This is a genomic window from Mesorhizobium sp. WSM4821 (assembly GCF_055901555.1).
In genome coordinates this window covers 3,408,718-3,432,520 of the sequence record NZ_CM148371.1, presented here as the reverse complement: position 1 = coordinate 3,432,520, position 23,803 = coordinate 3,408,718, and the positions used below count along the sequence as shown (strand labels likewise).

The window sequence follows — 23,803 nt, the reverse complement described above, 5'->3', positions numbered from 1 at the left end:
TCGAGCGGTTGCGGCGGCTGCATCCGCCATTTTAGCGGGTCAGAGATCACGGGTGTCCAGGGTGCCGGTACCTTGTGTTCAAGATCTTAAGCGCCGCCTTCGACCGGAGCGGACGGATCAATACTCCTTGGACCTGACTCGCGAAGCTGGCGCGGCGTCGGCGTCTTGAGGGCCACCTGGACTCGCCTTCGAAGCCACTCCGGAGGAAATGGCTGGCAGATGAAGGTCGGATCGGCGTCGAAAAAACGCCCTGAGGTACAGATGGAATGCGGTGAGGTCGGGACCATGCGCTGTTTGACGGCAAGCGGCCTCCGCACAAAGCGACGCAGCCGCCGCCACCGGTCTTGTGCAAACGGCTTTGCGAAGACATGAAACAGCGCGGCCGGATCGATCCGTATTGCGTGGACAAGGGGAGCGATGGCCGCGCCTGGCGAGGTGCGGGCGGCTTCGGTGCCGTAATACGCTGAGGCCACGCCATCGGACCAACGAAACAGGAAAGATGCTAGCTTGGGATGTTGCGTGCGGACCGTTTCAAGGACGATCCGGTGCGATGCCAGCATGACGACATACCTGGTCGACATGGAAGATGGTGATCGCCGGTAACCAACCAGATACTCCGGAACGACATCATAATCGCAGATCGCGGCAATGTTGAGCTGCATCTGCAAGTCTTCGGCTCCTTGGGCGCCTGCTGCTCTGAGCGACGGGTCGTATCCCCCGGTTGCCGTAAGAACTGATCGCCTGATTAGCGGTGAACTTGCATTGCCGATAAAATTCTCAACCAGCAGCCAGTTGTGGACGTCCCCGCGAGCGAGAATTGGCGGGGAGCATTCGATCACCCAATCATCATCATCGATGACCCGATACCAGGCGTAGACCAGGCCGAGAGACGGCCGCGACTGAAAGAGGCGGTGCTGCTTTTCCAGCTTTGTCGGGTGCCACACATCATCCGCATCAAGTGGCGCTATAAATTCACCCTTCGCCGCATGAATTGCCAGATTTCTGGCGACAGCAACCCCTTGGTTCTGCTGTCTCAGATAAGAAATTCGCGGATCACTGGTTGCAAATGCCTCGACGACCTCAGCGGTCCGGTCGGTCGACCCGTCATCGACCACTATGATCTCTAGCTGTTTGAATGTTTGCGAGGCGGCCGACCGGAGGGTGTGTGGGATGGTCTTTTCCGCATTGTAAGCAGGAATGATGACGGAAACTGCGGGTTGCATATCGAAAAAAACCTGCTTTCGATGAAGGATGAAAGAAAGACGGGAGCGCCACCAGCCTAAATACTAGCTAGCATGCTCGAGCGGAATGGTATCAAGCCGCGCCTCCCCCTACCGGCTACGTCAACGTCTGAGAATTCGCCCGGTCTTCGCACTAACGGCGGCGACATGCTAATATGCCGGTTTCAATCCGCCCAAACTTGTGGATGCCTTCATGCTTCCTTTTATTTCGCTCACATCCGTGCCCGTGGCCTCGTGGTGTTATTGCCATCAGCTATATGCTTGAACACTCACATGTATTGCGTTTCTGCCGATCGGGATGGCATCCGCGATCGGGCATGGGCGTGATTCTTGCGGTTCCTGCGGCGGGAGACCGATGGTGATCCCGCGCGTTCTCCTGCAGCTTGGTCGGATGGTGCGGCGTCGACGCCTGCGCCGCGCTCCCATCATACTGATGTACCATCGCGTTGCAGATATCACCGTCGATCCGTGGGGGCTAGCCGTCCATCCGGCGAGGTTCGAAGAACAGATCGAAGCGCTGACGCGGAGCCGGCGGGTGGTGCATTTGCATGAGCTGTTCGATGTCATCGCACGGGGAAAGCCGGGCAAACCGCTTGCGGTTGTCACCTTTGACGACGGCTATCACGACGTCTACAGCAACGCTCGCCCGATCCTGCAGCGTCACGACTGCCCGATGACGCTGTTTGTTGCGACGGGAGCAATCGGAAGCGGCAGAGAATTCTGGTGGGATGCGCTCACGCGCATCTTTCTTGAGACGCCTGAACTGCCTGACATACTCGACATCACGACCGAGGGAGGAAGGCATCACTGGCTTGTCCCGAAGATGGTGGATCAGGCCGGCCGTGACAAAGTCTACCGGGAGGTGTGGTCGGCGCTCCGAACGCTGCCTTATGAGCGACAGAACGCACACCTCGAAGACATCGCGAAATGGGCGGGCGTTGGTCTCGACGCCAGGCCAGAGCACTGTACTATGACTCCCGAGGAGGTTAGTGACATCAGTGACGACCTGATAACGATCGGCGGTCATACTGTCAGTCATCCCACGCTTCCGGCACATTCGTTCGCGACTCAGCTTCGCGAGATCGTCGACGGCCGTTCGGCCTGTGAGCAAATGACCGGAAAACGCGCTCTTTCTTTTGCATATCCATTCGGAGACCATGACGCTCTGTCGGTATCTGCCGTCAGGGAAGCGGGATTTGAGTTCGCATGCACGACGCGCGCCGCGTGCGTTGCGCCCGAGGCAGACGTGCTGCGTTTACCTCGGTTGTATGTCGGCAACTGGTCAGGAGATGAATTCCTGCGAAAAATCGAGGATCATCTGTTCTGATGAACGCACAGCAGATTACCATTATCACCCCTCGACGCGGCTGGTTTGACCTCGATTTCTGGCATCTGTGGCGCTATCGCGATCTGCTGCTCCTGTTCGCGATGCGCGACATCAAAGTCCGCTACAAGCAGACCTTGCTTGGTCCGGCTTGGCTGATCCTGCAGCCCCTGGCGCTTACCGCAGCCTTGACCACCGTCATCAGCGGTATCGCGGGCATTTCAACCGGCGGCCATCCCGCGCCAATCTTTTATCTGACAGCGCTGGTGCTGTGGTCGTATTTTTCCCAAGTCGTCTCCACCGCGAGCCAAGTCTTCATCGCTAACGGTCATCTTTTCAGCAAGATCTACTTCCCGCGACTCGTCGTTCCCGTGTCGTCGCTGCTGTCGAACGGTGTGGCCCTGGCGATCCAGCTTGGCGTCGCATTCGCTTTCTTGCTCTGGTACCAGCTGACAGGAAAAGTGGACGGGCTGACGTGGCGCCTCGCGCTCTTTCCGCTGGTCATCATCCAGATCGCGGCATTCTCGTTGGCTGTTGGGCTTTGTCTAGGAGCGTCAACCGCGAAGTACCGCGATACAGCTCATATGACTCCATTCTTCATTCAAATCTGGCTGTTCGTGACGCCGATCATCTTTCCTTTTTCGGCTATTCCCGAGCAGTACCGGACGCTGACCGGATTTCTGAATCCGCTCGCTGTCATAATTGATGAAGGGCGCTGGTGCTTCTTCGGCACCTCGGCAGTCGGTGCGCCACAGATCGCTGCAGCGCTCGTCACGACCTCGGTCGTGTTGTTCATCGGCATCGTGATCTTTCAACGCGTCGAACGAACGGCCATGGACATGCTGTGAAGGGAAATGACAACCCTTGCGGTCCCGTAGAGAGTGATGGTCGCCTTTCGTCGGCCGCCGCGCATTCTGCACGATGGGCACGACGCCGATGCCATTGATCTCCGTCATCACGCCTTTCCTCAACGTCGAGCGGTTTCTTCCGGCCGCGATCGCAAGCGTGCGCGCGCAAACCTTCACCGACTGGGAAATGCTCCTCATTGACGACGGATCATCCGACGGGAGCGTTGCGATCGCGGTGGCTGCAGCAACCGGCGATCCGCGAATCCGTTTCATTCGACCGAACGGCCAGCGTCGCGGCGCCGCCGCGGCGCGCAATGCCGGAATCGCGGCCGCGTCGGGCATGTTCTTCACGTTCCTGGATGGCGACGATATTTTTGAGCCGGAAAAATTCGAGACGGAACTTGCGATCTTTGATGCGCATCCTCGCGTTAAGGTCCTTTACGGACCGACCCTGTGGTGGTTCCCCGATGAGCCGCACAGGAACTGGACCGACTGGATGCCACGCCAATCGGACCGTGTGCACATGCCGCCCGACCTGCTCGATCAGGTCATCGTGCGCCAGCGGGCTCATGTGCCGTGCATCTGCTCGATCATGGTTCATCGCGAAGCCTTGGCAGCGGTGGGCGGTTTCGATGAGGCGTTCGAGCTCTACGAAGACCAGACCCTTCTGGTAAAGTTGCTGTTGCGCTACCCGGTATTCGTGACATCCACGCCCACCGGCCGATACAGGCAGCACCTCGAATCTACATCGGCCAAGGCGACTGCTTCCGGCATCTACGATCGACTGCGCCCGCATGCTGCTCGCATCGGCTTCCTCGAATGGGTTGAGATGCATGCGTCGGCCTCGGGATTGATGACGCCGAAGTTGCAACGGGCGCTCCGCTTCGCATTTGCGCGCTATCCGGCCCAGCGTCGGCCCCTGACACTTCGCGACAGGTTTGACCTTGCCGTCGAAGACGGCCGCCGGTTCGTTCGGCGGCTGACGCCACGCCGCATCCTGTCGAAGGTGTTCAGGCTGCTGACGAGAGTACGGAAATAGTGCGCAGGACCGGTGTCGCGGATTGGATCGCGACCGAGCCTGAGATTTCTGATATTGACGATACCGTTTACGTGAATGACAAGTCGCATCGCCTCACTGGGGGCGACGTGCTAAAAGTGACGAGTGTCCATCATTTCTGTGCCAAATTCTGTTGTGACGCCGAGGGTCGCGTTGGATTTCACGAACACCAGCCCGTTGCCTCTCTGCGAAGCTAAGGAGAATTTGGCTGTTTCATGATCGCAGTCGTCATAACAACCTACAACCATGCTCGCTTTGTTGAGGAAGCCATTCAGAGCTGTCTTCGTCAAAGCCGGCCGATGGATGAAATTATTGTCGTCGACGACGGATCCACAGACAATCCGGCATCGATTGTCGAGCGTCATCCAGGCGTGCGCCTGATCAGGCAGGACAATTGCGGGCTCGCGGCCGCCCGAAACACCGGACTGGCGGCTTCCAGATCCGATTACATAACCTTTCTGGACGCGGATGATCGTCTCCTTCCGAATGCCATTGAGGCGGGCGTGCGAATGCTGGTTGCGCATCCAGATGCGGTTCTTGCTTACGGAGCTCATCGCTTCATCAATGGAAGCGGTGCGATCGAGTCGGACAACCATCACGTCGGCCTTATTGAAGATCCTTATCTTCAGCTACTGCGGACGGGAAACTTCATTGCGATGCATGCGACCGTGGTTTATCGGCGGGAGAGGCTCGCGGCCATGGGCGGGTTCGACGTTTCAATGCGGTTCTGCGAAGACTATGAGCTATTCTTGCGAATCGCCCGGCGCGGTTCGATCGTAACGCACGGCAATGTCGTCGCCGAGTACCGCATGCACGGCGACAACATGTCGAACAATCGAACGATGATGCTCGCTGCAGCATTGTCGGTGCTTGACAAGCAGTTGGCAGGTCCGGTTGACGACGATGTGCGTCTTGCAGTCCGCGATGGTAGGCGGTTCTGGAAGACCTACTATACCGGAGAGTTGACCACTGAGGCCTTGCGCACGATCCGCGCCGAGCCCGCCAAAGCTATTCGCATGCTGCGGGGGGCTTTGCAGATGTCGCCGCCGATCATGCTGCAAACGGCGGCATTTAGGATAAAGCGCAAGGTCGGCAGGCATGTGCAACGGCTGCTCGGAGTTTCCGGCGCCGATTGGCGGGCTCCGCTCGTCGGTTCGGTGCGGTTTGGGGATTTCGCGCGCACGATGCCGATAAGCCGCTCATTCGGATATGATCGCGGCAAGCCAATAGATCGGTACTATATCGAGAATTTCCTGCAATTGAATGCGGCCGACATACATGGCCGCGTGCTGGAAATCGGCGACAACAGCTACACGATGCATTTTGGTGGTGCTCATGTCGTCAAGAGCGACGTGCTGCATGTTGATTCCGACAATCCAAACGCGACCATCGTAGGCGACCTGTCGCAACCCGGAGTCCTGCCGTCAAACGCCTTCGACTGCATCATCCTCACGCAAACGCTTCATCTGATCTTCGACATGTCGGCCGCGGTCGCTGCACTGGCCGAAGCGCTCAAGCCCGGAGGCGTGCTGCTGCTGACTGTTCCGGGCATCACCCCGGTCGATCGCGGCGAGTGGGGCAGCACATGGTTCTGGTCATTGACGCAGGCGGCGTTGGCGAAGTTGCTTGCGAAATCCTTCAGCACGGCGAATATGGCGCTCGAAACCCACGGCAACGTCTTTGCGGCAGTTTGTTTTCTCCAGGGACTCGCCAAGGAAGAAGTCTCTGACCAGAAGCTCGACGTCCGGGATACCGCCTATCCTGTCGTTGTCACGGCGCGCGTCGTGAAGGACGGGCTGACCGCGGATCGATCCGGCAGTCGAACCGCAAATGTTACGGCTTGAGATCGATGACAGAATTGCCAGCCGTTGAGGTCCGAGGACTTTCCAAGCGCTACCGGCGCGGCGCGATCGGCGTGCGCTCATTGCGTGAGGAGGTCGAACAACTTGTCGCGCGTTTGCGCTCGCGGGAAGCCGAAGCTTCCCCCAACGAATTCTTCGCCATCAAGGACATCACTTTTTCCGTTCCGACTGGTACCGTGTGCGGTATCATCGGACGCAACGGCTCGGGAAAGACCACGCTGCTCAAGGTTTTGACCTCTATCACGGCTCCGGATGAAGGCGAAGCAGTGATGCGGGGCCGGATCGGAAGCTTGCTGGAGGTAGGAGCCGGATTCCATCCGGATCTCGACGGAATCGAGAACATCTACCTCAACGGCGCGATCCTCGGCATGAGTAAGGCCGAGATCACGCGTAAGCTAGACCGGATCATCAAGTTTGCCGATATCGGCAGCTTTCTCGAAACGCCGGTCAAGCGTTATTCGTCCGGCATGTATGTTCGGCTTGCCTTCGCGATCGCTGCTCATCTGGAGCCGGAGATTCTCGTCGTCGACGAGGTGCTTGCTGTCGGCGATGCTGAATTTCAAAAGAAATGTCTCGGCACGATGAAGAACGTTGCGGGTGAAGGTCGCACCGTGCTGTTCGTGAGCCACAACATGGCCATGGTTCGGCAGCATTGCACAAAAGCGGTTTATCTGGACCGCGGCCTTCTGAAGGACTTTGGCGAGGCATCATCGATCATCGATGCGTACCTGTCGAACACCGTCCCGAGCAGCGATGGAGCCGAGCGCGTTGGCAATGATGACCTCTGGATGCAGGTGGCTATTGTGTATCCGGGTACGCGCGAGCGCTGCAACCAGCTCAAGTTTGGCGGCGATTACGATTTTGTGCTGAAGCTGGGCGCGAAAGATTCGTTTTACCGAAGCGTGGTTCATATCCAGATTTTTGATCAGGAAGGCAACTTGATCTCTGTGCTCGAAAGCCTCGCGGAAGGTGTTGGTCAATTTGACATAGTTGGGCAGGCCGAGGTCGTATTCAGCGTGCGATCGTTGGGATTGTTGCCTGGCACCTATAGCGCTGGAGCGGCTCTCTATGCGTGGGGAGAGGACGACCCTGACCTCGCAAGCGAGAACTTGCTAACGTTCGACGTTGTTGCGGCAACAGTCAATGACTCCTATTGGCCATATCTGAAAGAGCACGGGATTGTGCGACTGTCGCATTCTGCCCAGTTGCTTAAGGTGGATTGAAGCGCGTGGAGGCACTGGTTATGGCGGGTAGCGTCTCAGTTTGAAATAAGCGGAATGATCAGCACGACGACGACTTCGATGAAGGGGATTGCCACGTAGATGGCAAGAAAGCCGGCAATCCACATCCCGATTTTGACCAGCCAGGACGGATGAGGGGTCGCCCTCCAAGCGAAAAATGCGCTCGCGACGCCCAAACCCAATGCGACAATGCCAATGACCGGAGACCGCGTCATCGGAAGCATTAGATCATCAAAAACAAGAAAGACCGCGCTAATGAGGATTAGCTGGGCCGTGAGCCCGAATAGAAACGCGCGTTTCACGCGGCTCGCCCGGTGCTATCTTTTGTCGGCATCAGGCGACGGCTTTCGTTTTGTGCGGCCCGCGCTTGCCCGGTTTGGGCGCAACTGCGTCCATCATGTAGGCGTTGCGCTAAGCATATAGGAGTTCGGGCAGGATCGCGAGAAGCGACGCTTCAAATTTCAAACTGAGACACTACTTTCGGCGGCGGATGCCTACGTCACGACGTCCCGCATCGAAGGCATGCCGGTCGCACCGCTGGAGGCGATGCCTGCAGTCTTCCCATCGTTGCCACCGATGCACAGGGGCTTCCCGACATATTGGCAAATGGCCAAGAGTCGGCGGCCTGATGGTTCGAAAGGATCAGCCGGAAGAAATTGCGCATGCCCTGAAGCGCCTGAAGGACGATCCGCACTTGCGGGAACGCCTGGGTCGGGCGGCGCGAAAGCGGATAGAGCAATATCTCTCGCTTGCCGCGGTCGCCGACTGCTCTCGATGCTTGTTGACCAAGCGGTAGGACCCCTCCGCAAAAAAGATCGTCACAACCGGCTGCGATACCAGGCCAGCGCCGTTTCGACGATCCGGTCGATTCCGGATTGCTCGGGCATCCAGCCGAGTTCCCGGGCGGCCTTGCCGGCAGCGGCTACGAGCGCAGGCGGGTCACCTGCCCTGCGCGGACCGTAGGCCACCGGGAGGCGCGTTCCCGAAGCCCGGCGCACGGCATCGACCAACTCGTTCACCGTCGTCCCGTTCCCGGTGCCGAGATTGTAGACGTGAACCCCCCGATCGCGGAGAAGCTTCTCCCCTGCCAGAACGTGCGCACGGGCGAGATCGGTGACGTGGACATAGTCCCGCACCGCGGTTCCGTCGCGGGTGTCGAAGTCGGTGCCATTGATGGTAAAGATCCGGCCCGATCCAACCGCCGCCTCGATAGCGAGCGGAATGACATGTGTTTCCGGTTCATGCCGCTCGCCGACCTCGCCGTCGGGGTCACATCCGGCGGCGTTGAAATACCGGAGCACAACCGCGTTGAGGCGATGAGCGTCCGAAAGATTGTCAACCATTCGTTCTACGATGAATTTCGACCATCCATAGGGATTGATGGGCGACTGCGGATGCGTTTCGTCAATCGGAGAACGGATCGGAATACCGTAAGACGCGCAGGTGCTCGACAAGATCAGCTTGTCGACGCCGATCTTCAGCATTTCCTCGAGCAGGACCAGCGTCCCAAAACTGTTATTTCGGTAGTAGAGTTCCGGGCGCTCGATGGACTCGCCAATATAGGCGTAGGCGGCGAAATGCGCCACCACATCCGGCCGATGCTGGTGCAGCGCTGCTGCCACCGCTGCGGCGTCGCAAATATCGGCCTCGACAAGCGGTCCCCATTTGACCGCGTCGCGCCAGCCGCGCGAGAGGTTGTCATACGCAATGACCGACCAACCGGATTCGGCGAATGCCTTGCAACAATGTGAGCCGATATAGCCGGCCCCGCCGGTGACCAAGACCGTCTTCATTCGGCTGCAGCGGACCCAGCATGCCCCGATGAGACCAAGTCATCGAAATAGGCAATGGTCTTGGCGAGACCATCGCGCAATGCGATTCTTGGCTTCCAATTAAGTTCGCGCAAGGCACACCCGATATCAGGCTGTCGCTGCCTCGGATCGTCGGCGGGCAAAGGTAAAAACTTGATCTTGGATCGGCTCCCGGTAAGTTCGATCACGAGATTGGCGAGTTCGAGCATCGTGAATTCGACCGGGTTGCCCAGATTGATTGGACCGGTGACATCGTCGGCTGTTTGCATCAGGCGAACCAGACCGTCGATGAGATCGTTGACATAGCAAAATGAACGTGACTGCTGGCCGTTGCCGTACACGGTTATCGGCTGGTTTTGCAGTGCCTGCACGATGAAGTTGGAAATGACGCGGCCGTCGTCCGGACGCATCCTCGGACCGTAGGTGTTGAAGATGCGCGCTACCTTGATCCGCAGCCTGTGCTGCCGCCAATAGTCGAAAAACAGGGTTTCGGCACACCGCTTGCCTTCGTCGTAACAGGAACGGAGCCCTATCGGGTTTACCCTGCCCCAATAGTCCTCGGTCTGCGGGTGAACCTCGGGATCGCCGTAGACTTCGGACGTGGACGCCTGAAGGATCTTTGCGCGAACCCGCTTGGCGAGCCCCAGCATGTTGATCGCCCCATGGACGCTGGTCTTTGTCGTCTGGACCGGATCGAACTGGTAGTGAACGGGGCTTGCCGGGCAGGCAAGATTGTATATTTCATCCACTTCTATGTAGAGCGGAAATGTCACGTCGTGGCGAATGATCTCAAAGGACCTGTCGTCGAGCAAATGCGAGACGTTTCTCCGGCTTCCCGTGAAGAAATTGTCGACGCATACAACCTCGTGGCCTTCACCAAGCAACCGCTCGCATAGGAACGATCCCAGAAAACCTGCACCCCCAGTCACCAAGACTCGCTTTGCCCGCTGCATTTTCGGGATCCTCACGCCAGTTTACCCCAACCTAATAAGCTAACCCGACGACATGGTGATTTACCAGAGGCCTGCCTTCACTTAGCATTAACGATAAGAAATCCTCCTCGAAGGCGGCCGTCTTCCAGCACCCGTTCCCGTCCCTCTCCCATCGCATTGATAATCAATGCCCTTGCGCAACTGGTTTCGTGACCGCGCGGACGCATCCGCATGGGAGCACTGCGGCGCAGCATACCGGCACCTTGCCGATACCGGACGGGAGCGCTTTTCGGCGGTTCGGCTCAAGCCTGATGCTGATCGATGGCCGCCCCAAGGCGGCCATCCTTCGCACTCCCTTACGCTGGCTGCAATTCCCTGCGTGGCAGCCGCGGGAAGGCAATCGCCACCGCCACCGCGCCAAGCCCGACAAGGGCCGAGCCGATGAACAGCCAGGAATAGCTGGCATAGGCATCGAACACCATGCCGCCGGCGAGCGGGCCGAAGGCCATGCCGATGCTGGACAGCATGGTCGCGGCACCAAACACCGTGCCGAGGATGCGTTGGCCGAAATACTCGCGCGCCAGCACCGCATAGAGCGGCATGACACCACCATAAGTGGCGCCGAAGATGATGGCGAGGGTATAGAATTGCCCAAGCTCACTGACCGCCAGATAGGCCGCGATCACCACGGCCTGTATCGCCAGCCCCGCGATCAGCACCGGCTTGACGCCCAGCCGGTCGGCAAGCACGCCGTACAACAGCCTGCCGCCCAGGCCGGCCAAGCCCTCGACGCTGTAGATCGAGACCGCCGCCATCGGCGCTATGCCGCATAGCATGGCATAGCTCACCATATGGAAGATCGGCCCCGAATGCGCCGCGCAGCAGGCAAAGAAGGTGAGCGCCAGAACGATGAACTGTGGCGAAAGCAGCGCCTGGCGCACCGACATGCCTGCGCCTTCGGCGACCGGCCCCGAGGCGACGGCGTCCCCGGCGGCAGGCACCGGCGGCTGACGCACCAGAACCACGGCCGGCAGGAGCAGCACCCACGCCATGATGCCGATGTCGAACATGGCGGTGCGCCAGTCATAGGCCGTGATCAGCCAGCGCGCGAAGGGCGAGATCGTCATCGGCGCCACGCCCATGCCGGCCGAAACCAGCGAAACGGCAAGGCTGCGGTTGGTGTCGAACCAGGCGGTGGTCAGCGCGATCATCGGCGCGAAAAAGGCGCTTGCCGCGAGGCCGACGAGCACGCCATAGGTTGCCTGGAAGACAAGCAGCGAGTTGGTGCGGCTCGCCAGAACCAGCGCCAGCCCGAGCAGCACCGCGCCGGCCATCACCACGGGCCGGGCTCCGAGGCGGTCGTAGATCGCGCCCCAGGCGAAGCCGCCAAGGCCCATCACCAGGAAGTTCAGCGTCATCGCGCTCGATATGCCGGCGCGCGACCAGCCTGTGTCCAGCGCCATCGGTTCGAGGAAGATCGCCAGCGAAAACATCGCGCCAATGGCGACACAGGTCATCACGGCGCCAGCCGCGACGATGACCCAACGATAGGAATGGCTCATATGTTTCTCCCATGCCAGAGGCATCTTGTTTGACCATGATCGGTTCCGGAAACCGGTTCCCACTTTTTGGGATCATGGTCTGGACCGTGTTCGACGGCGCGACCTTTCGTGCTTCGCGGCGCCGCTTGCGTCCGAAGGACGATGGCGCCAATTCGAATCCTACAATCCGGTTGCATTTTTTATCCAGTCCAGGAAAACGCGCCACTCAATTGCTCATGGCATTGACCCTGCGCCCTCCGAAGCTAGATTTCCAACCTGGCGATCAGGAGCTATCAGGCATGGAACTTCGTCGCGGCCGTCTCATCGACCACGTCCAGCTGGTGGTCAGCGATCTCAAGGCCAGCCGGCGGTTCTACGAGGCGGTTTTCAAGGTGCTTGATGTTCCCATAGGCGGCAGCGCCGAGGATTATTTCTGGGCCGACGAGCTGTTCGTCTCCAGCATCGACAGCCGGGCCGCCATCGGACAACTGACTGGGCGCCACCACCTTGCGTTCCAGGCCAAGGACCGCGCGATGGTCGACGCCTTCTACAAGGCCGGGCTCGAGGCCGGCGGCACCGACAATGGCGTGCCGGGCGAGCGGCAGCACTACCATCCCGGCTACTATGCCGCCTTCCTGCTCGACCCCGACGGCAACAACATCGAGGCCGTCTATCACGGGCCGGCCAACCGCAGCGCCGCTTCGGTGAAGATTACGTTTTAGCTGTTTCGGACTGCCGGCGAATGCGATTTCAGCGAACCGCCCGCCTCGCGGTGGTTCTCATCGCGCGGAGGCCGCCACGATGGCTGCCCGCAACAGGACCCGCGCACCGGTGATCGCATGAGCAGGTTCGACATATTCGGCCTCATTATGGCTGAGCCCGTCGCGGCACGGCACGAAGATCATTGCAGCCGGCGCCACGCGGGCGATGAACAGCGCGTCATGGAAAGCGCCCGAAATCATCCGCTTATGCGGTAGCCGCAGAGAATTGACGGCTTCTTCGACGACATCAATCATATCCGGCGAAAATGCTGCCCCGGGCATATCGAACGATCGCGCGATCGCTGCCGTGCAGTTCCGGGCCTCGGCCTCCGTCCGGCAGACCTGGCGCACCTCGGCCTCAATGGCATCGAGCCGCTCCGGTTGCGGATGCCGCAGGTCGACGGCGAAGATCACCGATTGCGGTATCGCGTTTATCGACCCTGGCTGGGCTGCGATCCGGCCCACTGTCAGCCGTGCGTCGGCGTCGAGCGACATGATCGTTGCCTGCAACCTGTGCATCGCCGCAACGGCGGCAACCATCGGATCCCTACGCTATGCAAGGCCGGTCGTGCCGGCATGACCCGCGGCACCCTGAATGCAGACTTCCAGCCAGCGCGTACCCTGGACGGCCGTGACGACGCCGATCGGCATCCGCTCCTTTTCCAACGACGGTCCCTGTTCGATATGGAGCTCGATGTAGCCTGATATCGGCATGCCGATCGGCCGCGCCGCCGCCTCCGGCAATGCAGCGATCGTCGCATCGAGTTCTGTTGCCAGGGACGCGCCGTCGCTGCCGACTATCACCCGCGAATGCCATCGAACCCATGACGCCCGGCGCGAAGCGGCTGCCCTCTTCATTGGTCCAGGCGACGACCTCGACCGGCATTCGGGTCTGCGCCTTCGCGTCCTCCAGGGCTTCGAGTGCTTCGAAGGCGGAAAGCGTGCCGAGCGCTCCGTCGAAGCGCCCTCCGGCCGGCTGTCTGTCAAGGTGGCTGCCGATCAGAAGCGGTGGCAGGGCGGTATCGGAGCCCTCTCGGCGGATAAAGAGGTTCGCCAAGCCGTCCTGAAAAACCGTGAAGCCGCGCTCAAGCGCCAATTCCGCCAGCAGACGCCGGGCGCTGCGATCCTCGACGCTCAACGCCTGCCGATTGACGCCCCCCGGCCGGCGTCGCGCCGATCCCGGCGAACGCATCGAGCCGCCTGAGCAGCCTCTCGCCGTCAATTTCCGGCTGCAAAGTCATCGTTTGAGGCCGCGGATGAAGGCGTTCACCCGCTGTGCTTCAACCTGGTTCCACCAGACCCCGTCATATTTCAGCGAGCTGGCGACGATCACACCGTCGACGATATCGAGAATATCGTTGGCATTGTCGGCCGTCACACCGCTGCCGACAAGCGTCGACAATCCAGCTGCTTCCTTGATCATCCTGATGTAGTCGAGGTCAGCGGCGTGGCCGGTGCGCTGGCCGGTGGCGATTACCGCATCGGCGTCGAAGAACACCAGATCCTTGACCTGTTCCTCGACTGGCCGGTCGCCGACGATCGCATGTGCGCCATGCTTGACATGGGCATCGGCGAAGATGCGGATGCCATTGGCGCGAAGCCGGGCACGGAACCGCATGGCGCGCGCCGCTTCGCCTTCGATAAAGCCCTCATTGGCGACATAGGCGTTGGCCCATTGATTGACGCGGACGAAGGAAGCACCCGAGGCGCTGGCGATCGACAGTGCGGGGATGGAGGCATTGGCGAGCACATTGATGCCAATCGGTCTCCCGAGTTCTCGGCGGATGCGGTCGGAAACGACGGACATATAGGCGGAGGTTTCCGGCCCGATATCATCCGGTTTGGCAAACGGCACGTCGCCATGGTTCTCGACGATAACGCCATTGCAACCACCATGCAGATAGGCTTTCGCATCGTCGAGGCCGCGTTGATAGATGGCCTCGACCGCCTCGCCATTGTAACGCGGCGCGCCCGGCAGGGGTGCGAGATGAACGACGCCGATCACCACCTTGTTCCTGCCGAAGATCGACTGCAACGCGTCATCCGCGACTTGTTTGGAGCCGATGGTTTTGGGGAATTTTGTCATGCGCTTTCCGCTTCCGTCGTTTCCATGAGCATTTTCATCACCCGCCTGTCGGGGCAGGAACCGAGCGTGCCGGCGCGTCCGACCGAGACGGCCGCGGCGCGGACCGCGACCCGCGCTGCCGCGGCGAGGTCCATTCCGGTCGCAAGGCAGCCGGCAAGACAGCCGCAAAAGACATCACCCGCACCACTGGTGTCGACCACAGCCACCTTGGGCGCCGCGATATGTTCGATCGGTCCCTTGCTGTCGGCGATCAGGCAGCCGCGCGCACCAAGCGTAACGATCGCGATACCGGCCCCTTGGCGGATCAACTCATAGGCCGCCGCGGCAGGATCGCTGGCGCCGGTCATCTGCGCCGCCTCGCCCGCATTGGCGACAACGTGGCTGACGGCACTCAGAGCCGGTGCATAGCCGGCCGCGAGCGGGCTCGGATTGAAGATCGTCAAGGCTCCCGCCGCGCGCGCCGCGCGCAAACAGGCCGTCGTCGCATCTGGGTGAAGGTTGCCTTGCATCACCATGATGTCCGAGCGCTCGATCGAGCGCACGAGGCTGCTGTCGGCCAGCGGATCGAAGGCGGCAGCGCAATTGGCGCCGGTGACGATGAGGTTCTCGCCGCGCGCATCGACCATGATTGTCGAACGGTCGCTGGGCAGCGGCAGCGTCGTCAGGTGACGGGTGTCGAGATCGCGGCTCAACAGCTCCCTTATCCATGCACCGGCCGCATCGTCGCCGATCGCCGCACGGAAACGAACATCAGCTCCGGTGCGCGCCGCGGCCACCGCCTGGTTCAAACCTTTGCCGCCAAGTCCGTCGGAATGTTCCGACGCGTTCAGCGTCTCTCCCGCCGCCGGAAAGCGGTCTAGCCGAAACGTCGTATCGACGCAGACATTGCCGATGACATGGACGCGCATGGCTAGTCCCTGGCTGTTGCCCAGCCCAGCATCTGTTCGAACAATGTCTTGTAGCCGCTCCAGGCGATGAAGCCCGGCGGCAGCCAGTGCGGGCCGACATCCGAGGTCCAGGCGACGGTGCGGCCCTTGCCATGTTTGCCGGTTACCAGCAGCGGCAGGGAACGGTAGTCAGAAGACACGGTGGCGAGAACTTCCGCGCCGTCCTTGACCATGACCTCGTTGAAGCCGAGCAGGATCGGCCAATCCTTGCCGAGGCCCTTGAGAATCGGATGGCTCTGCGGGCCGACAACAACCGGCGCATAGCCCTCCGGAACCTCGACGCGGTCATCCACGGACAGGCAAGTGACCGGCAGAACATCCTCGACCGGCGTCTTGTGATAGCGCGCGCCGCCATTGATGCCCTGGAAGCTGTAATAGCCGCCGAACATCAACAGGCCGCCGCCATTGCCGACATAGTCGCGCAACAGGCGCAGCCGGTTCGGCGTCGGCTTGGAGTGGATCCATGTGTCGGGGTGAAGCAGCAGCGTGTTGGCGCCAAGATCGGAAAGCACGACCGCGTCATAGGCCGAAAGCGCTTCCATGGTCTGGGGAAAATTCCGCTGCGCCTCATGCGCCGGCATGAAGGTTACGTCGAACGGACCATCCTTCAGCGCGTCCAGCAGTTCGTCGGCGCCGGTGTGATAGGTCACGGTCGGAAACTGGTCGAAGCCCTTGATGTGGGTCGCGGTGGAGACCCAGGACTCGCCCGCGAGAAGAATCTTCTTCCTGGACATGTTTGCTCCCTATGTCGAATTGATCCGCGGCCTACAGGCTCGCAGCGAACACGGTCTTTGGATTGTCGACGAGCATGCGGTCGATTGCCGACTGCTCGACGCCATGGCGTTTCAGCCGCGGCACGAAATGCTTGAGGATGAAGCCGTAGCCGAAGCCGCCGAAGCGAGTCAGCATGATCTTCAGAAAGACGTCCTGCGACAGAAGGATCCGGTCGACCAGGCCCATGTCGATCAGCGCACGGATCGCCTGCGCATTCTGCTCGTCGGATGGCGATTGCGCGTCCTGGTCGGCGTAATAGAAATCCATGCCGATCATGTCGTATTCCAGGAAGGCGCCGCGCGCGGCGAGGCTTTTCTGATAGGTGAGATCGTTGTGGCTCGGATTCATATGGCACAGCACCGTATGCCTGAGATCGGCGCCTTCCGCCTCGACTACGTCGAGCACGTCATGCGCCAGCCGTTCCCAGCCGGGCAGATGGATGGTCAGCGGCACACCGGTGATTTTCGCGGCACGAGCCGAAGCGCGTAGCGATTTGCGCTCCTCGTCGGTGAAATCCTTGCTGACGCCGACCTCGCCGATAATGCCGGCCATGATGTCGGGCTGCGTCGTCCCGCCGCCGACATCGTTGACCAGGAATTCGGTGACCTCGTCGACATCCATCGCCTTCAGCCAGTCGGGATGGGTGTGCTGCAGGTAGAAACCTGTCCCCATGACGATCCTCAGCCCCGAGGCGCGGGCGATACGCGCCAGCTTCGCCGGATCGCGGCCAATGCCGATATTGGTCGCATCGACCACGGTATGGCCGCCGAGCGCCCGGTACTTCGCGAGTTCCGAAAGCGCCAGGTCGCTGTCGTCGAGCGAGACGTTGTCGCGGTTCATATAGGGGTTCATCCGCAGTTCGCCGATGATTTCCATGCTGACCGGTTGCTCGGCGATCTTCTTCTCGTCGGGATGGCAGGGACATTTCCACGATGTCGCGCCGTCGAGCAGGATGTGCTCATGCATAAGCGTCACGCCCAAATCGGCGATCGCAACCGGGCCGGCAACGGTCATCACGGTACCGGAGCGAACACCGATCGGCGCCCGTTCACCTGGCTTGTCTTTGATTGGCTTGCCGTCGAACAGATGATCCATGTCAGCGGCTCCGCGTCGTCGCGCCCTTGAACAGGCGGAAATTCAGCCAGATGGCAACGAGGATGATTGTGCCGGTGACGATCGGCGTCAGGAAGGGCGACATATGCGCGAGGATCAAGCCGTTGCCGATGACCGCGACGGTCAACGCGCCGAGCATTGTGCCGATGATCGTGCCGCGCCCGCCGAACAGGCTGGTGCCGCCAAGTACCACGGCGGCGATGACATCGAGCTCGAATCCCTGGCCGGCATTGGACGAGCCGGAACCGAGCCGTGCGGCAAGAATGATGCCGGCCACCGCCGCCGCCATGCCGGACAGTATATAGACGAAGAGCATCATGAAGCGCGTATCGACACCGGCGCGACGCACCGCCTCGGCATTGGCGCCGATGCCGGTGACATAACGGCCGAACGGCGTCTGGTTGAAGGCGAGATAGGCGATGATCAGGACAGCGACGGCGAGGAGTGCCGGTACCGGGACACCGAGGAACCAGGCCCTGCCGATGTTGACGAAGAAGCTGCTCGGCTCGACCGGGATCGAATAGCCGCCGGTTATCAGCAGCGCCACGCCGCGGATAACGGAAAGCCCGGCAAGGGTGACTATGAAGGCCGGTATCCGCTCATAAGCGATGAAGAAACCTTGCAAGGCGCCGATCGCCGCGCCGAGCGCCAGCATGGCGACGACGACCAGAGGCCATGGCAGGCCAGCCTGCAGCAAGACGGCCGACAGCGTCGCCGTCAATGCCAGCACGGAACCGACCGACAGATCGATGCCGCCGGTGGTGATGACGAAGGTCATGGCGGCCGCAACGATCAGCAGCGGCGCCGACTGGCGCACGATGTTCAGCAGATTGGGCGTCGTAAGGAAGGAGTTGGTGATCAGTGAGAAGACGACGCAGACGACAATGAAGAACAGCGCGATGGAGACAACGCTGCCGTTGGCTATCGCCACATCCTTCCAGGTGCTGTTGTGGGCGCGTTTAGGCGGCGAGGCGCCGATATTCCCAGGCGATGAGGTGACGTTCATGGCTGTGCTGCCTCATCACGGCTGGCGCGCGCCGAACGCGCGACAAACTTGCGGCCGACGATCAGGTTGACGACCTCCTCGATACTGGTGTCGCCGATCTTGCGCTCGGCGACATTGCGGCCCTCATACATGACCTGGATACGATCGCAGACCAGGAACAGATCCTGCAGCCGATGGGTGATAAGGATGACGCTGACGCCACGGGCGCTGACGGCGCGAATGAGATCCAGAACCGCCTCGACTTCCGCCACTGCGAGGGCGGCCGTCGGTTCGTCCATGATCAGCACCGACGGATCGAAGGAGGCGGCGCGACCGATGGCGATCGACTGGCGCTGCCCGCCGGAGAGGTTTTCGACCTTGAGCCTCGTGTCGGCAATGACGATGCCGAGCCGGTCGAGCATCTCGCGCGTCTCGTCGTGCATGCGCTTGTTGTCGAGAAAGGGGATGCCGAGGACGCGGCTGCGCGGCTCGCGGCCAAGGAAGAGGTTGCCTGCGACATCCACCGTGTCGCAGAGCGACAGATCCTGGTAGACCATCTCGACCCGAGCGGCCCGGGCGTCGGCCGGAGACGAAAAGGACACAGCTCTGCCGTCGATCTCGATGGTGCCGGAATCCGGGATGACCGCTCCGGACAGAACCTTGCTCAAGGTCGATTTGCCGGCGCCATTGTCGCCGACAAGGCCGAGCACCTCGCCAGGCTTCAGGTTCAGCGAAACATCGTCCAGCGTCTGGATAGGGCCGTACCGTTTGGAAATACCGGTCATCCTGACGCGGTAGGTCTCGCCATCGCTCATCATGGTTCCAGTTCTCTGGTCGACGGGTTCAATCGGTTTCCGGGCCGCGCGGCAACCTTCAGGTCGATGCGCGGCCCGGCGGTCCGGGGAGGATATTACTTGAACATGTCCTTGAACTGGCCGACATTTTCCTTGGTCACGATGGTGATCGGAACATTGATGATCGGATCGATCTTCTCGCCCTTCTTGAGCTTGACGAAGGCTTCGATGGCTGCCTTGCCCTCACCTGCCGGGTCCTGCTGGACGACGGCGACCACCCAGCCCGCCTCGAGGCCCTGCACTGCAGACTTGGTCAGGTCCCAGCCGAACACCTTGACATCGCCGGTACGGCCCTGGCTGGTGACGGCGGATACCGCGCCGAGCAGAGCCGGCTCGCCGGTGGCATAAAGCGTCGTCATGTCGGGATTGGCAGTCATCAGGTTTTCGGAGGCCGACAGCGCGACGTCCTGCACGTTCTGGCCGTCGACTGTGTCGAGGAAGGTGACCTTCTGGCCGCTGTCGGCGACGGCCTTCTTGAAGCCGTCGAGGCGCTGGTTCTGGATGAACGAATTGAGCGCGCCGACGACGCCGATCTTGGCGGTGCCGCTCATATTGGCCTTAACGTAGTCGGCGTAGAACTTGCCGATATCCTCGCCAGCCTTGGTGTTGTCGACGCCGACGAAGGCAACGTTGTCGCCATCAGGAATTTGAGCGTCGATGGCAATCACCGGAATGCCGGCGGCCTTGGCCGCGGTGATCGCCGGCTTTACACCGTTGACATCTATGGCGACGAGAATGATGCCGTCGACCTTCTGGGTAATGTAGTTTTCGATCGCGTCGTTCTGCGAGCTCGGCACATTGTTGGCGTTGAAGATGACGAGGTCGACGCCGGCAGCCTTTGCAGCAGCCGTTGCACCGTCGTTGATCTGGTTGAAGAACAGGGCCTGCTGGTTGATGGTGACGAGCGCATAGGTCTCGGCCATGGCGGAGGCGGAGCCGAGGGCGAGGGTCATTGCGATGGCTGCGGCGCAGCCTGAAAGGATCTTGGTAAGACGCATTCCGGTTCCCCTTGGTTTTGCGGAAAAGGCCCTTGATCGGGCTCACCTGGCGCCTGAGCGCATCGGCATAATTCAAGATACTTGATTTCCTGTCAAGTGACTTGAATTGGCATTGGCGAAGAGAAACAGAGCTTGCAAGATCAGAAGGTCGCCGGTGTGTTCACCCAGAAAATGCTGGCGCGTTCATTGCCGACATTGCGGTACCAGTGCGGCACTTCGGAATCGAATACGAAGGAATCGCCGGGAGACAGGCGAAATGTCTTTTCACCGACCATCAGTTCGATTGAGCCTTCGAGCACATAGCCGACTTCCTCGCCGGCATGCTGGATGGGGCCGGCACTTTCACCGCCGGCCTCGATATGGTGGATGTTGCACTGGAGGAGATGGCCTGGCGAATAGGGAATGACACGCTCAAGCGAAATGCCCTCGCCGCGCCGCAGCGGATCGAGAGCGATCAACGGCCGCGTTCCGGTCCTAAACACGATGCCTTCCTCGCCGTCGGACTCCTCGAACATCCAGCCAATATTCGTGCCGAGCACCTCGACCAGCCTATGGAGCATGGGAAGCGAGGGCGAGACCTTGCCGTTCTCGATCTTGGAAAGCAGGCTTTCCGAGCAATTGGCAGCGGCGGCGAGCGCCTTCAAGGTCAGGCCACGCGTCTGCCGGGAGAGCTTCAATCGTGTGCCGAGCCGCAAAAGGCTGGTGGCAGTCGAACGCTCGTCGCTACCCTTGTTCCTGATATCGACCTTGTTCATTGGGGCCGCGAACATCTCCGCTGGTTCGGCTCAAACCGTAAGACCGATCAAACGCGTTGTCCATCTTGTGAAAAATGGAACAACGCGTCGGACCGCAATCGCGGGCTGGCAAGCAGCCCTCTACGCCGGCTCGCGCTTCAGCGCCTGCGCCATGCAGTGGATGCCACCGCCGGTCTTCGAGATCTCGCTCATCTCGACCGCCGCCACCTCGAAGCCTCGCGCCTTGAGTTGGTCGATCAGCGTCTGGCTCGAAGTCGGCGCGATCACCCTGTCCCTGCCAAGCGACATGAAGTTGCAGCCGAGCGCCATCGTGTCCTGGAACGGCACGTCGATGATTTCGTGGCCTTTGCCCTTCAGCCAGTCGACGATGCCCGGCTCCGTGCAGGCGAGGCAGACCGCCGTCAGCTTCTCGGCGATCGGCACCACCATCAGGTCGATATGGACGTAATACTCGTCGATGAAGGCGATGCGGGTTTCCCAGCCCTCCTTGTCGAACCAGGCCTGGACCTGGCGCGCGCCTTCTTCTTGCGTGCGGGCGCCGCCGCAGCCGATCAGCACCACGCCGTCCTCGATGACGTTGAAGTCGCCGCCCTCGAAGGTGCCAGCGGTGACCATGTCGTAGATCGGGATGCCGAGTTTTTCGTAGGTGCGGATCGCGGCGTAGTTCTCGCCGCGCCGCCACCAGTTGGCCATCGCGGTGATGACGGCGCCGTAAGGCGTCATGACGCTGGAATCGCGCGAATAGACCTGCATCGGCAGTTCCGGCGTCGGCTCGTGCCAATGGATGTTGACGCCGAAATGCTCATAGGCGGCGACCAGGTCCTTGTGCTGCGCCTGCGCGATCTGGACGTTGCAAGGCGCCTCGCGCAGATGCTTGCGCGACAGCGAGCTGGTCGAAAGATGACGCAGGAAATTCGGCGAGCCGAGCAGCACGTCGGTCAGCACGTCCGTCTCATTGGCGAAGCCCCAGGCGGTCAGCGGCTTGGTGCCGCCGGCCGGGTTGCGGCGCTGCAGTGAAAACGGTTCTGCTACGATGCGGTCATGAACGGTCATGGGGTTCTCCTGGCTTGGGTGATCACGCGGCATGGGGGCTTACAGGTATCCACCAGTCCCGTCCGCGCGGGGTGGTGACATATTCCGGCCAGCGGAAATGGATCGGCGGGTCATAGTCGCAAAGCGGCGCCAGCCAATTCGAGCCGCCAATGCCGCCGCCGGTGCGGGCGACGAATTCCTCCATCGCCGCATCGCGGGCGCCCTTGTCTTCCAGCAGGCGCAATGCCGCGAGCGCAATCGTCTTCGACGCGCAGATGACCATCGGATCGATCGTGGCGGAAATGCCGCCCAGCGCGTTCATCGCCCAGGATGGATAAGCATGGCCATTCTCCGACCGCAGCGCCGGGCGGGCAACGTAGAACCGCGCCGTCGGCGCGTGCCATGACATGTCGGTGTAGTCGTCTGAGGTCGAATTGAGCTGCGACGGCGGCAGGTCGCGGCGCAGGATCACCTCTGCGTCCTGCGGCGCGATCAACCGCTCCAGCTCGGCGATGAAGGGCTCTTCGGTCGCCATGCCGCCGGCATTGACCTGGATCTCGCGCGCCACGGCCTTGGCCGTCTCGTCCCAGCGCGGCGGCCCGACCATCGACAGCGCCTCATAGGCAATATCAGCCATGGCGTGGTTGGCGAGCCCCGGGCGCGACTTCGACACCCAGTGCCGCTCATACCGGCAGCCGCTCATAATGGCAGCGGCTTCGGCATTGCGATCGAGCACGGCCGTCACCTGCTCGGCCATATCAAGCGTCGGGACGCGGATCATGTACTGGATCTCGGCCAGCCCCGCCGGCAGATTGTCCGCGGTCGCCTGCCCCGCCGTCAGGATCGCCTCGCTGATCGACCAGCCGCCCTGATGCGGCAGCATGGAATCGCGCAACGACTTCGACATCATGTACATCGTGAAAAGCGCATCATTGGCGCCAGGCGCCCGCACCGCCGAATGCGCCTGAGGGATTGGCGCGCCATCGCTTGCGCGAGCCCAATTTTCTGGTTCGTCGCAGATGAAGCGGTAGATCATCGCGTGGGCCGCGCCGCAATGCGTGTCCCAGCGCGCCGTGTTGCAGAGCGGCAGCATGTAGAAGGGATGGAAGGAGATCATGCCGGCAAGCCCGTCATAATAGCCCTTGGCCGCATGGATCGGCTTCGATCCCCGCACCTTCTCCGCCGGCTCGCCGGTGAAGCGCAACGTACCCGGTATGCCGTGGCGTTGCATCGCCGCCTTGGTCGCCAGCAGCCCGCCGAGGCTGGCGATGCCGAGCCCCGAATGCGGATCGGTGTGGCCGCCAGCCTGTTCGCCGAGACCCGGACGCGGACGCTTGATGGTCGCCGCGTCCTGGCAATTGCCGGGCACCGCGTCGTATTCGGCGTACATGCCGATCGTTGGGCCGGCGCCATTGGTCCAGTGGGCGCAAAAGGCGGTCGGCATGCCGCCGGAGCCTTCCTCGACGGAAAAGCCTTCGTACTTCAAACGTTCCACATACCAGGCGGCCGACTGGTATTCGCGCCAGGCGGTCTCGCCGAACTCGAAGATCGTCCGCGTCCACGCCGACAGCGACGGCTGGATGTCGTCCACACAGGCAAGCGCGGTTGCTTGGGCCGAGTTCGTCACCGGTTCCTCCATGG

The 23,803-nt window shown here is 61.1% G+C and carries 21 protein-coding genes and 1 pseudogene; 6 read left to right on the top strand and 16 right to left on the bottom strand.

Features of this window, described 5'->3' with window-relative positions:
- Nucleotides 1-86 precede the first annotated feature (86 nt).
- The gene (locus tag AC0NID_RS16500; RefSeq protein WP_473453642.1) at nucleotides 87-1,223 is read right to left on the bottom strand and encodes a glycosyltransferase family 2 protein; all 1,137 of its coding nucleotides are present in this window, start codon (nucleotides 1,221-1,223) and stop codon (nucleotides 87-89) included.
- Nucleotides 1,224-1,596: 373 nt separating this feature from the next.
- On the opposite strand from AC0NID_RS16500, the gene AC0NID_RS16495 reads away from it, so the two are divergent.
- The 5 genes from AC0NID_RS16495 to AC0NID_RS16475 all read left to right on the top strand — a co-directional run bounded on the left by AC0NID_RS16495 (nucleotide 1,597) and on the right by AC0NID_RS16475 (nucleotide 7,555).
- On the top strand, nucleotides 1,597-2,568 hold the full coding sequence (locus AC0NID_RS16495; protein WP_473453644.1) for a polysaccharide deacetylase family protein: 972 nt from the start codon (nucleotides 1,597-1,599) through the stop codon (nucleotides 2,566-2,568).
- Complete coding sequence (locus AC0NID_RS16490) at nucleotides 2,568-3,413, top strand: ABC transporter permease (RefSeq protein ID WP_473453646.1); 846 nt, start codon at nucleotides 2,568-2,570, stop codon at nucleotides 3,411-3,413. Before AC0NID_RS16495 ends, AC0NID_RS16490 begins: the two co-directional genes overlap by 1 nt.
- Nucleotides 3,414-3,501: 88 nt before the next feature.
- A complete protein-coding gene (locus AC0NID_RS16485; protein ID WP_473453648.1) occupies nucleotides 3,502-4,452 on the top strand; it encodes a glycosyltransferase in 951 nt (316 codons plus the stop codon).
- Between the two features lie 233 nt (nucleotides 4,453-4,685).
- Nucleotides 4,686-6,314, top strand: coding sequence for a glycosyltransferase family 2 protein (locus AC0NID_RS16480; RefSeq protein WP_473453650.1), 1,629 nt, complete (start codon nucleotides 4,686-4,688; stop codon nucleotides 6,312-6,314).
- Nucleotides 6,315-6,319: 5 nt separating this feature from the next.
- The gene (locus AC0NID_RS16475) at nucleotides 6,320-7,555 is read left to right on the top strand and encodes an ABC transporter ATP-binding protein (RefSeq protein WP_473453652.1); all 1,236 of its coding nucleotides are present in this window, start codon (nucleotides 6,320-6,322) and stop codon (nucleotides 7,553-7,555) included.
- Nucleotides 7,556-7,590: 35 nt separating this feature from the next.
- On the opposite strand, the gene AC0NID_RS16470 is transcribed toward AC0NID_RS16475, so the two are convergent.
- From AC0NID_RS16470 to AC0NID_RS16455, 4 genes are all read right to left on the bottom strand, one after another.
- Complete coding sequence (locus AC0NID_RS16470) at nucleotides 7,591-7,875, bottom strand: hypothetical protein (RefSeq protein WP_473453654.1); 285 nt, start codon at nucleotides 7,873-7,875, stop codon at nucleotides 7,591-7,593.
- A 516-nt stretch (nucleotides 7,876-8,391) separates the two neighbouring features.
- The gene (galE, locus tag AC0NID_RS16465; protein ID WP_473453656.1) at nucleotides 8,392-9,366 is read right to left on the bottom strand and encodes a UDP-glucose 4-epimerase GalE; all 975 of its coding nucleotides are present in this window, start codon (nucleotides 9,364-9,366) and stop codon (nucleotides 8,392-8,394) included.
- Nucleotides 9,363-10,337 carry a UDP-glucuronic acid decarboxylase family protein gene (locus AC0NID_RS16460; RefSeq protein WP_473453658.1) on the bottom strand — a complete coding sequence of 325 codons (975 nt, stop codon included), beginning with the start codon at nucleotides 10,335-10,337 and terminating at the stop codon, nucleotides 9,363-9,365. Before AC0NID_RS16460 ends, galE begins: the two co-directional genes overlap by 4 nt.
- A gap of 335 nt (nucleotides 10,338-10,672) precedes the next feature.
- Nucleotides 10,673-11,878 carry an MFS transporter gene (locus AC0NID_RS16455; protein WP_473453660.1) on the bottom strand — a complete coding sequence of 402 codons (1,206 nt, stop codon included), beginning with the start codon at nucleotides 11,876-11,878 and terminating at the stop codon, nucleotides 10,673-10,675.
- A 278-nt stretch (nucleotides 11,879-12,156) separates the two neighbouring features.
- Between AC0NID_RS16455 and AC0NID_RS16450 the strand changes: the two genes are divergently transcribed.
- Entirely contained in the window at nucleotides 12,157-12,579 is a 423-nt protein-coding gene (locus AC0NID_RS16450; protein ID WP_473453662.1) for a VOC family protein, read from the top strand.
- 57 nt (nucleotides 12,580-12,636) lie between these two features.
- On the opposite strand, the pseudogene AC0NID_RS16445 reads toward AC0NID_RS16450, so the two are convergent.
- The 11 genes and pseudogenes from AC0NID_RS16445 to AC0NID_RS16395 form a co-directional block, all read right to left on the bottom strand.
- A pseudogene (locus AC0NID_RS16445) lies at nucleotides 12,637-13,859 on the bottom strand (Zn-dependent hydrolase).
- Nucleotides 13,856-14,704: a BtpA/SgcQ family protein gene (locus AC0NID_RS16440; RefSeq protein ID WP_473453664.1), complete on the bottom strand. Its 849-nt coding sequence runs from the start codon at nucleotides 14,702-14,704 to the stop codon at nucleotides 13,856-13,858. The pseudogene AC0NID_RS16445 and the gene AC0NID_RS16440 overlap by 4 nt, the downstream one beginning before the upstream one ends.
- Entirely contained in the window at nucleotides 14,701-15,612 is a 912-nt protein-coding gene (locus AC0NID_RS16435; protein ID WP_473453666.1) for a ribokinase, read from the bottom strand. Before AC0NID_RS16435 ends, AC0NID_RS16440 begins: the two co-directional genes overlap by 4 nt.
- Nucleotides 15,613-15,614: 2 nt before the next feature.
- On the bottom strand, nucleotides 15,615-16,385 hold the full coding sequence (locus AC0NID_RS16430) for a glutamine amidotransferase (RefSeq protein WP_473453668.1): 771 nt from the start codon (nucleotides 16,383-16,385) through the stop codon (nucleotides 15,615-15,617).
- Between the two features lie 31 nt (nucleotides 16,386-16,416).
- Nucleotides 16,417-17,520 carry a phosphotriesterase family protein gene (locus AC0NID_RS16425; RefSeq protein WP_473453670.1) on the bottom strand — a complete coding sequence of 368 codons (1,104 nt, stop codon included), beginning with the start codon at nucleotides 17,518-17,520 and terminating at the stop codon, nucleotides 16,417-16,419.
- A gap of 1 nt (nucleotide 17,521) precedes the next feature.
- Complete coding sequence (locus AC0NID_RS16420) at nucleotides 17,522-18,544, bottom strand: ABC transporter permease (RefSeq protein WP_473453672.1); 1,023 nt, start codon at nucleotides 18,542-18,544, stop codon at nucleotides 17,522-17,524.
- Nucleotides 18,541-19,341, bottom strand: coding sequence for an ATP-binding cassette domain-containing protein (locus AC0NID_RS16415; RefSeq protein ID WP_473453674.1), 801 nt, complete (start codon nucleotides 19,339-19,341; stop codon nucleotides 18,541-18,543). Before AC0NID_RS16415 ends, AC0NID_RS16420 begins: the two co-directional genes overlap by 4 nt.
- Nucleotides 19,342-19,433: 92 nt before the next feature.
- Nucleotides 19,434-20,375, bottom strand: coding sequence for an ABC transporter substrate-binding protein (locus AC0NID_RS16410; protein WP_473453676.1), 942 nt, complete (start codon nucleotides 20,373-20,375; stop codon nucleotides 19,434-19,436).
- A gap of 140 nt (nucleotides 20,376-20,515) precedes the next feature.
- Nucleotides 20,516-21,130, bottom strand: a complete 615-nt coding sequence (locus tag AC0NID_RS16405) for a cupin domain-containing protein (RefSeq protein WP_473453678.1) — start codon at nucleotides 21,128-21,130, stop codon at nucleotides 20,516-20,518.
- Between the two features lie 120 nt (nucleotides 21,131-21,250).
- Nucleotides 21,251-22,183, bottom strand: coding sequence for a dimethylarginine dimethylaminohydrolase family protein (locus AC0NID_RS16400; protein ID WP_473453680.1), 933 nt, complete (start codon nucleotides 22,181-22,183; stop codon nucleotides 21,251-21,253).
- A 22-nt stretch (nucleotides 22,184-22,205) separates the two neighbouring features.
- Nucleotides 22,206-23,801, bottom strand: coding sequence for a zinc-binding metallopeptidase family protein (locus tag AC0NID_RS16395; RefSeq protein ID WP_473453682.1), 1,596 nt, complete (start codon nucleotides 23,799-23,801; stop codon nucleotides 22,206-22,208).
- Between the last annotated feature and the right edge of the window lie 2 nt (nucleotides 23,802-23,803).

Excerpts from the sequence above, each read along its gene's own strand:
- AC0NID_RS16500 (WP_473453642.1), bottom strand. The coding sequence starts at position 1,223 with ATGCAACCCGCAGTTTCCGTCATCATTCCTGCTTACAATGCGGAAAAG.
- AC0NID_RS16495 (WP_473453644.1), top strand. The coding sequence starts at position 1,597 with ATGGTGATCCCGCGCGTTCTCCTGCAGCTTGGTCGGATGGTGCGGCGT.
- AC0NID_RS16490 (WP_473453646.1), top strand. The coding sequence starts at position 2,568 with ATGAACGCACAGCAGATTACCATTATCACCCCTCGACGCGGCTGGTTT.
- AC0NID_RS16485 (WP_473453648.1), top strand. The coding sequence starts at position 3,502 with ATGCCATTGATCTCCGTCATCACGCCTTTCCTCAACGTCGAGCGGTTT.
- AC0NID_RS16480 (WP_473453650.1), top strand. The coding sequence starts at position 4,686 with ATGATCGCAGTCGTCATAACAACCTACAACCATGCTCGCTTTGTTGAG.
- AC0NID_RS16475 (WP_473453652.1), top strand. The coding sequence starts at position 6,320 with ATGACAGAATTGCCAGCCGTTGAGGTCCGAGGACTTTCCAAGCGCTAC.
- galE (WP_473453656.1), bottom strand. The coding sequence starts at position 9,366 with ATGAAGACGGTCTTGGTCACCGGCGGGGCCGGCTATATCGGCTCACAT.
- AC0NID_RS16460 (WP_473453658.1), bottom strand. The coding sequence starts at position 10,337 with ATGCAGCGGGCAAAGCGAGTCTTGGTGACTGGGGGTGCAGGTTTTCTG.
- AC0NID_RS16455 (WP_473453660.1), bottom strand. The coding sequence starts at position 11,878 with ATGAGCCATTCCTATCGTTGGGTCATCGTCGCGGCTGGCGCCGTGATG.
- AC0NID_RS16450 (WP_473453662.1), top strand. The coding sequence starts at position 12,157 with ATGGAACTTCGTCGCGGCCGTCTCATCGACCACGTCCAGCTGGTGGTC.
- AC0NID_RS16440 (WP_473453664.1), bottom strand. The coding sequence starts at position 14,704 with ATGACAAAATTCCCCAAAACCATCGGCTCCAAACAAGTCGCGGATGAC.
- AC0NID_RS16435 (WP_473453666.1), bottom strand. The coding sequence starts at position 15,612 with ATGCGCGTCCATGTCATCGGCAATGTCTGCGTCGATACGACGTTTCGG.
- AC0NID_RS16430 (WP_473453668.1), bottom strand. The coding sequence starts at position 16,385 with ATGTCCAGGAAGAAGATTCTTCTCGCGGGCGAGTCCTGGGTCTCCACC.
- AC0NID_RS16425 (WP_473453670.1), bottom strand. The coding sequence starts at position 17,520 with ATGGATCATCTGTTCGACGGCAAGCCAATCAAAGACAAGCCAGGTGAA.
- AC0NID_RS16420 (WP_473453672.1), bottom strand. The coding sequence starts at position 18,544 with ATGAACGTCACCTCATCGCCTGGGAATATCGGCGCCTCGCCGCCTAAA.
- AC0NID_RS16415 (WP_473453674.1), bottom strand. The coding sequence starts at position 19,341 with ATGATGAGCGATGGCGAGACCTACCGCGTCAGGATGACCGGTATTTCC.
- AC0NID_RS16410 (WP_473453676.1), bottom strand. The coding sequence starts at position 20,375 with ATGCGTCTTACCAAGATCCTTTCAGGCTGCGCCGCAGCCATCGCAATG.
- AC0NID_RS16405 (WP_473453678.1), bottom strand. The coding sequence starts at position 21,130 with ATGAACAAGGTCGATATCAGGAACAAGGGTAGCGACGAGCGTTCGACT.
- AC0NID_RS16400 (WP_473453680.1), bottom strand. The coding sequence starts at position 22,183 with ATGACCGTTCATGACCGCATCGTAGCAGAACCGTTTTCACTGCAGCGC.
- AC0NID_RS16395 (WP_473453682.1), bottom strand. The coding sequence starts at position 23,801 with ATGGAGGAACCGGTGACGAACTCGGCCCAAGCAACCGCGCTTGCCTGT.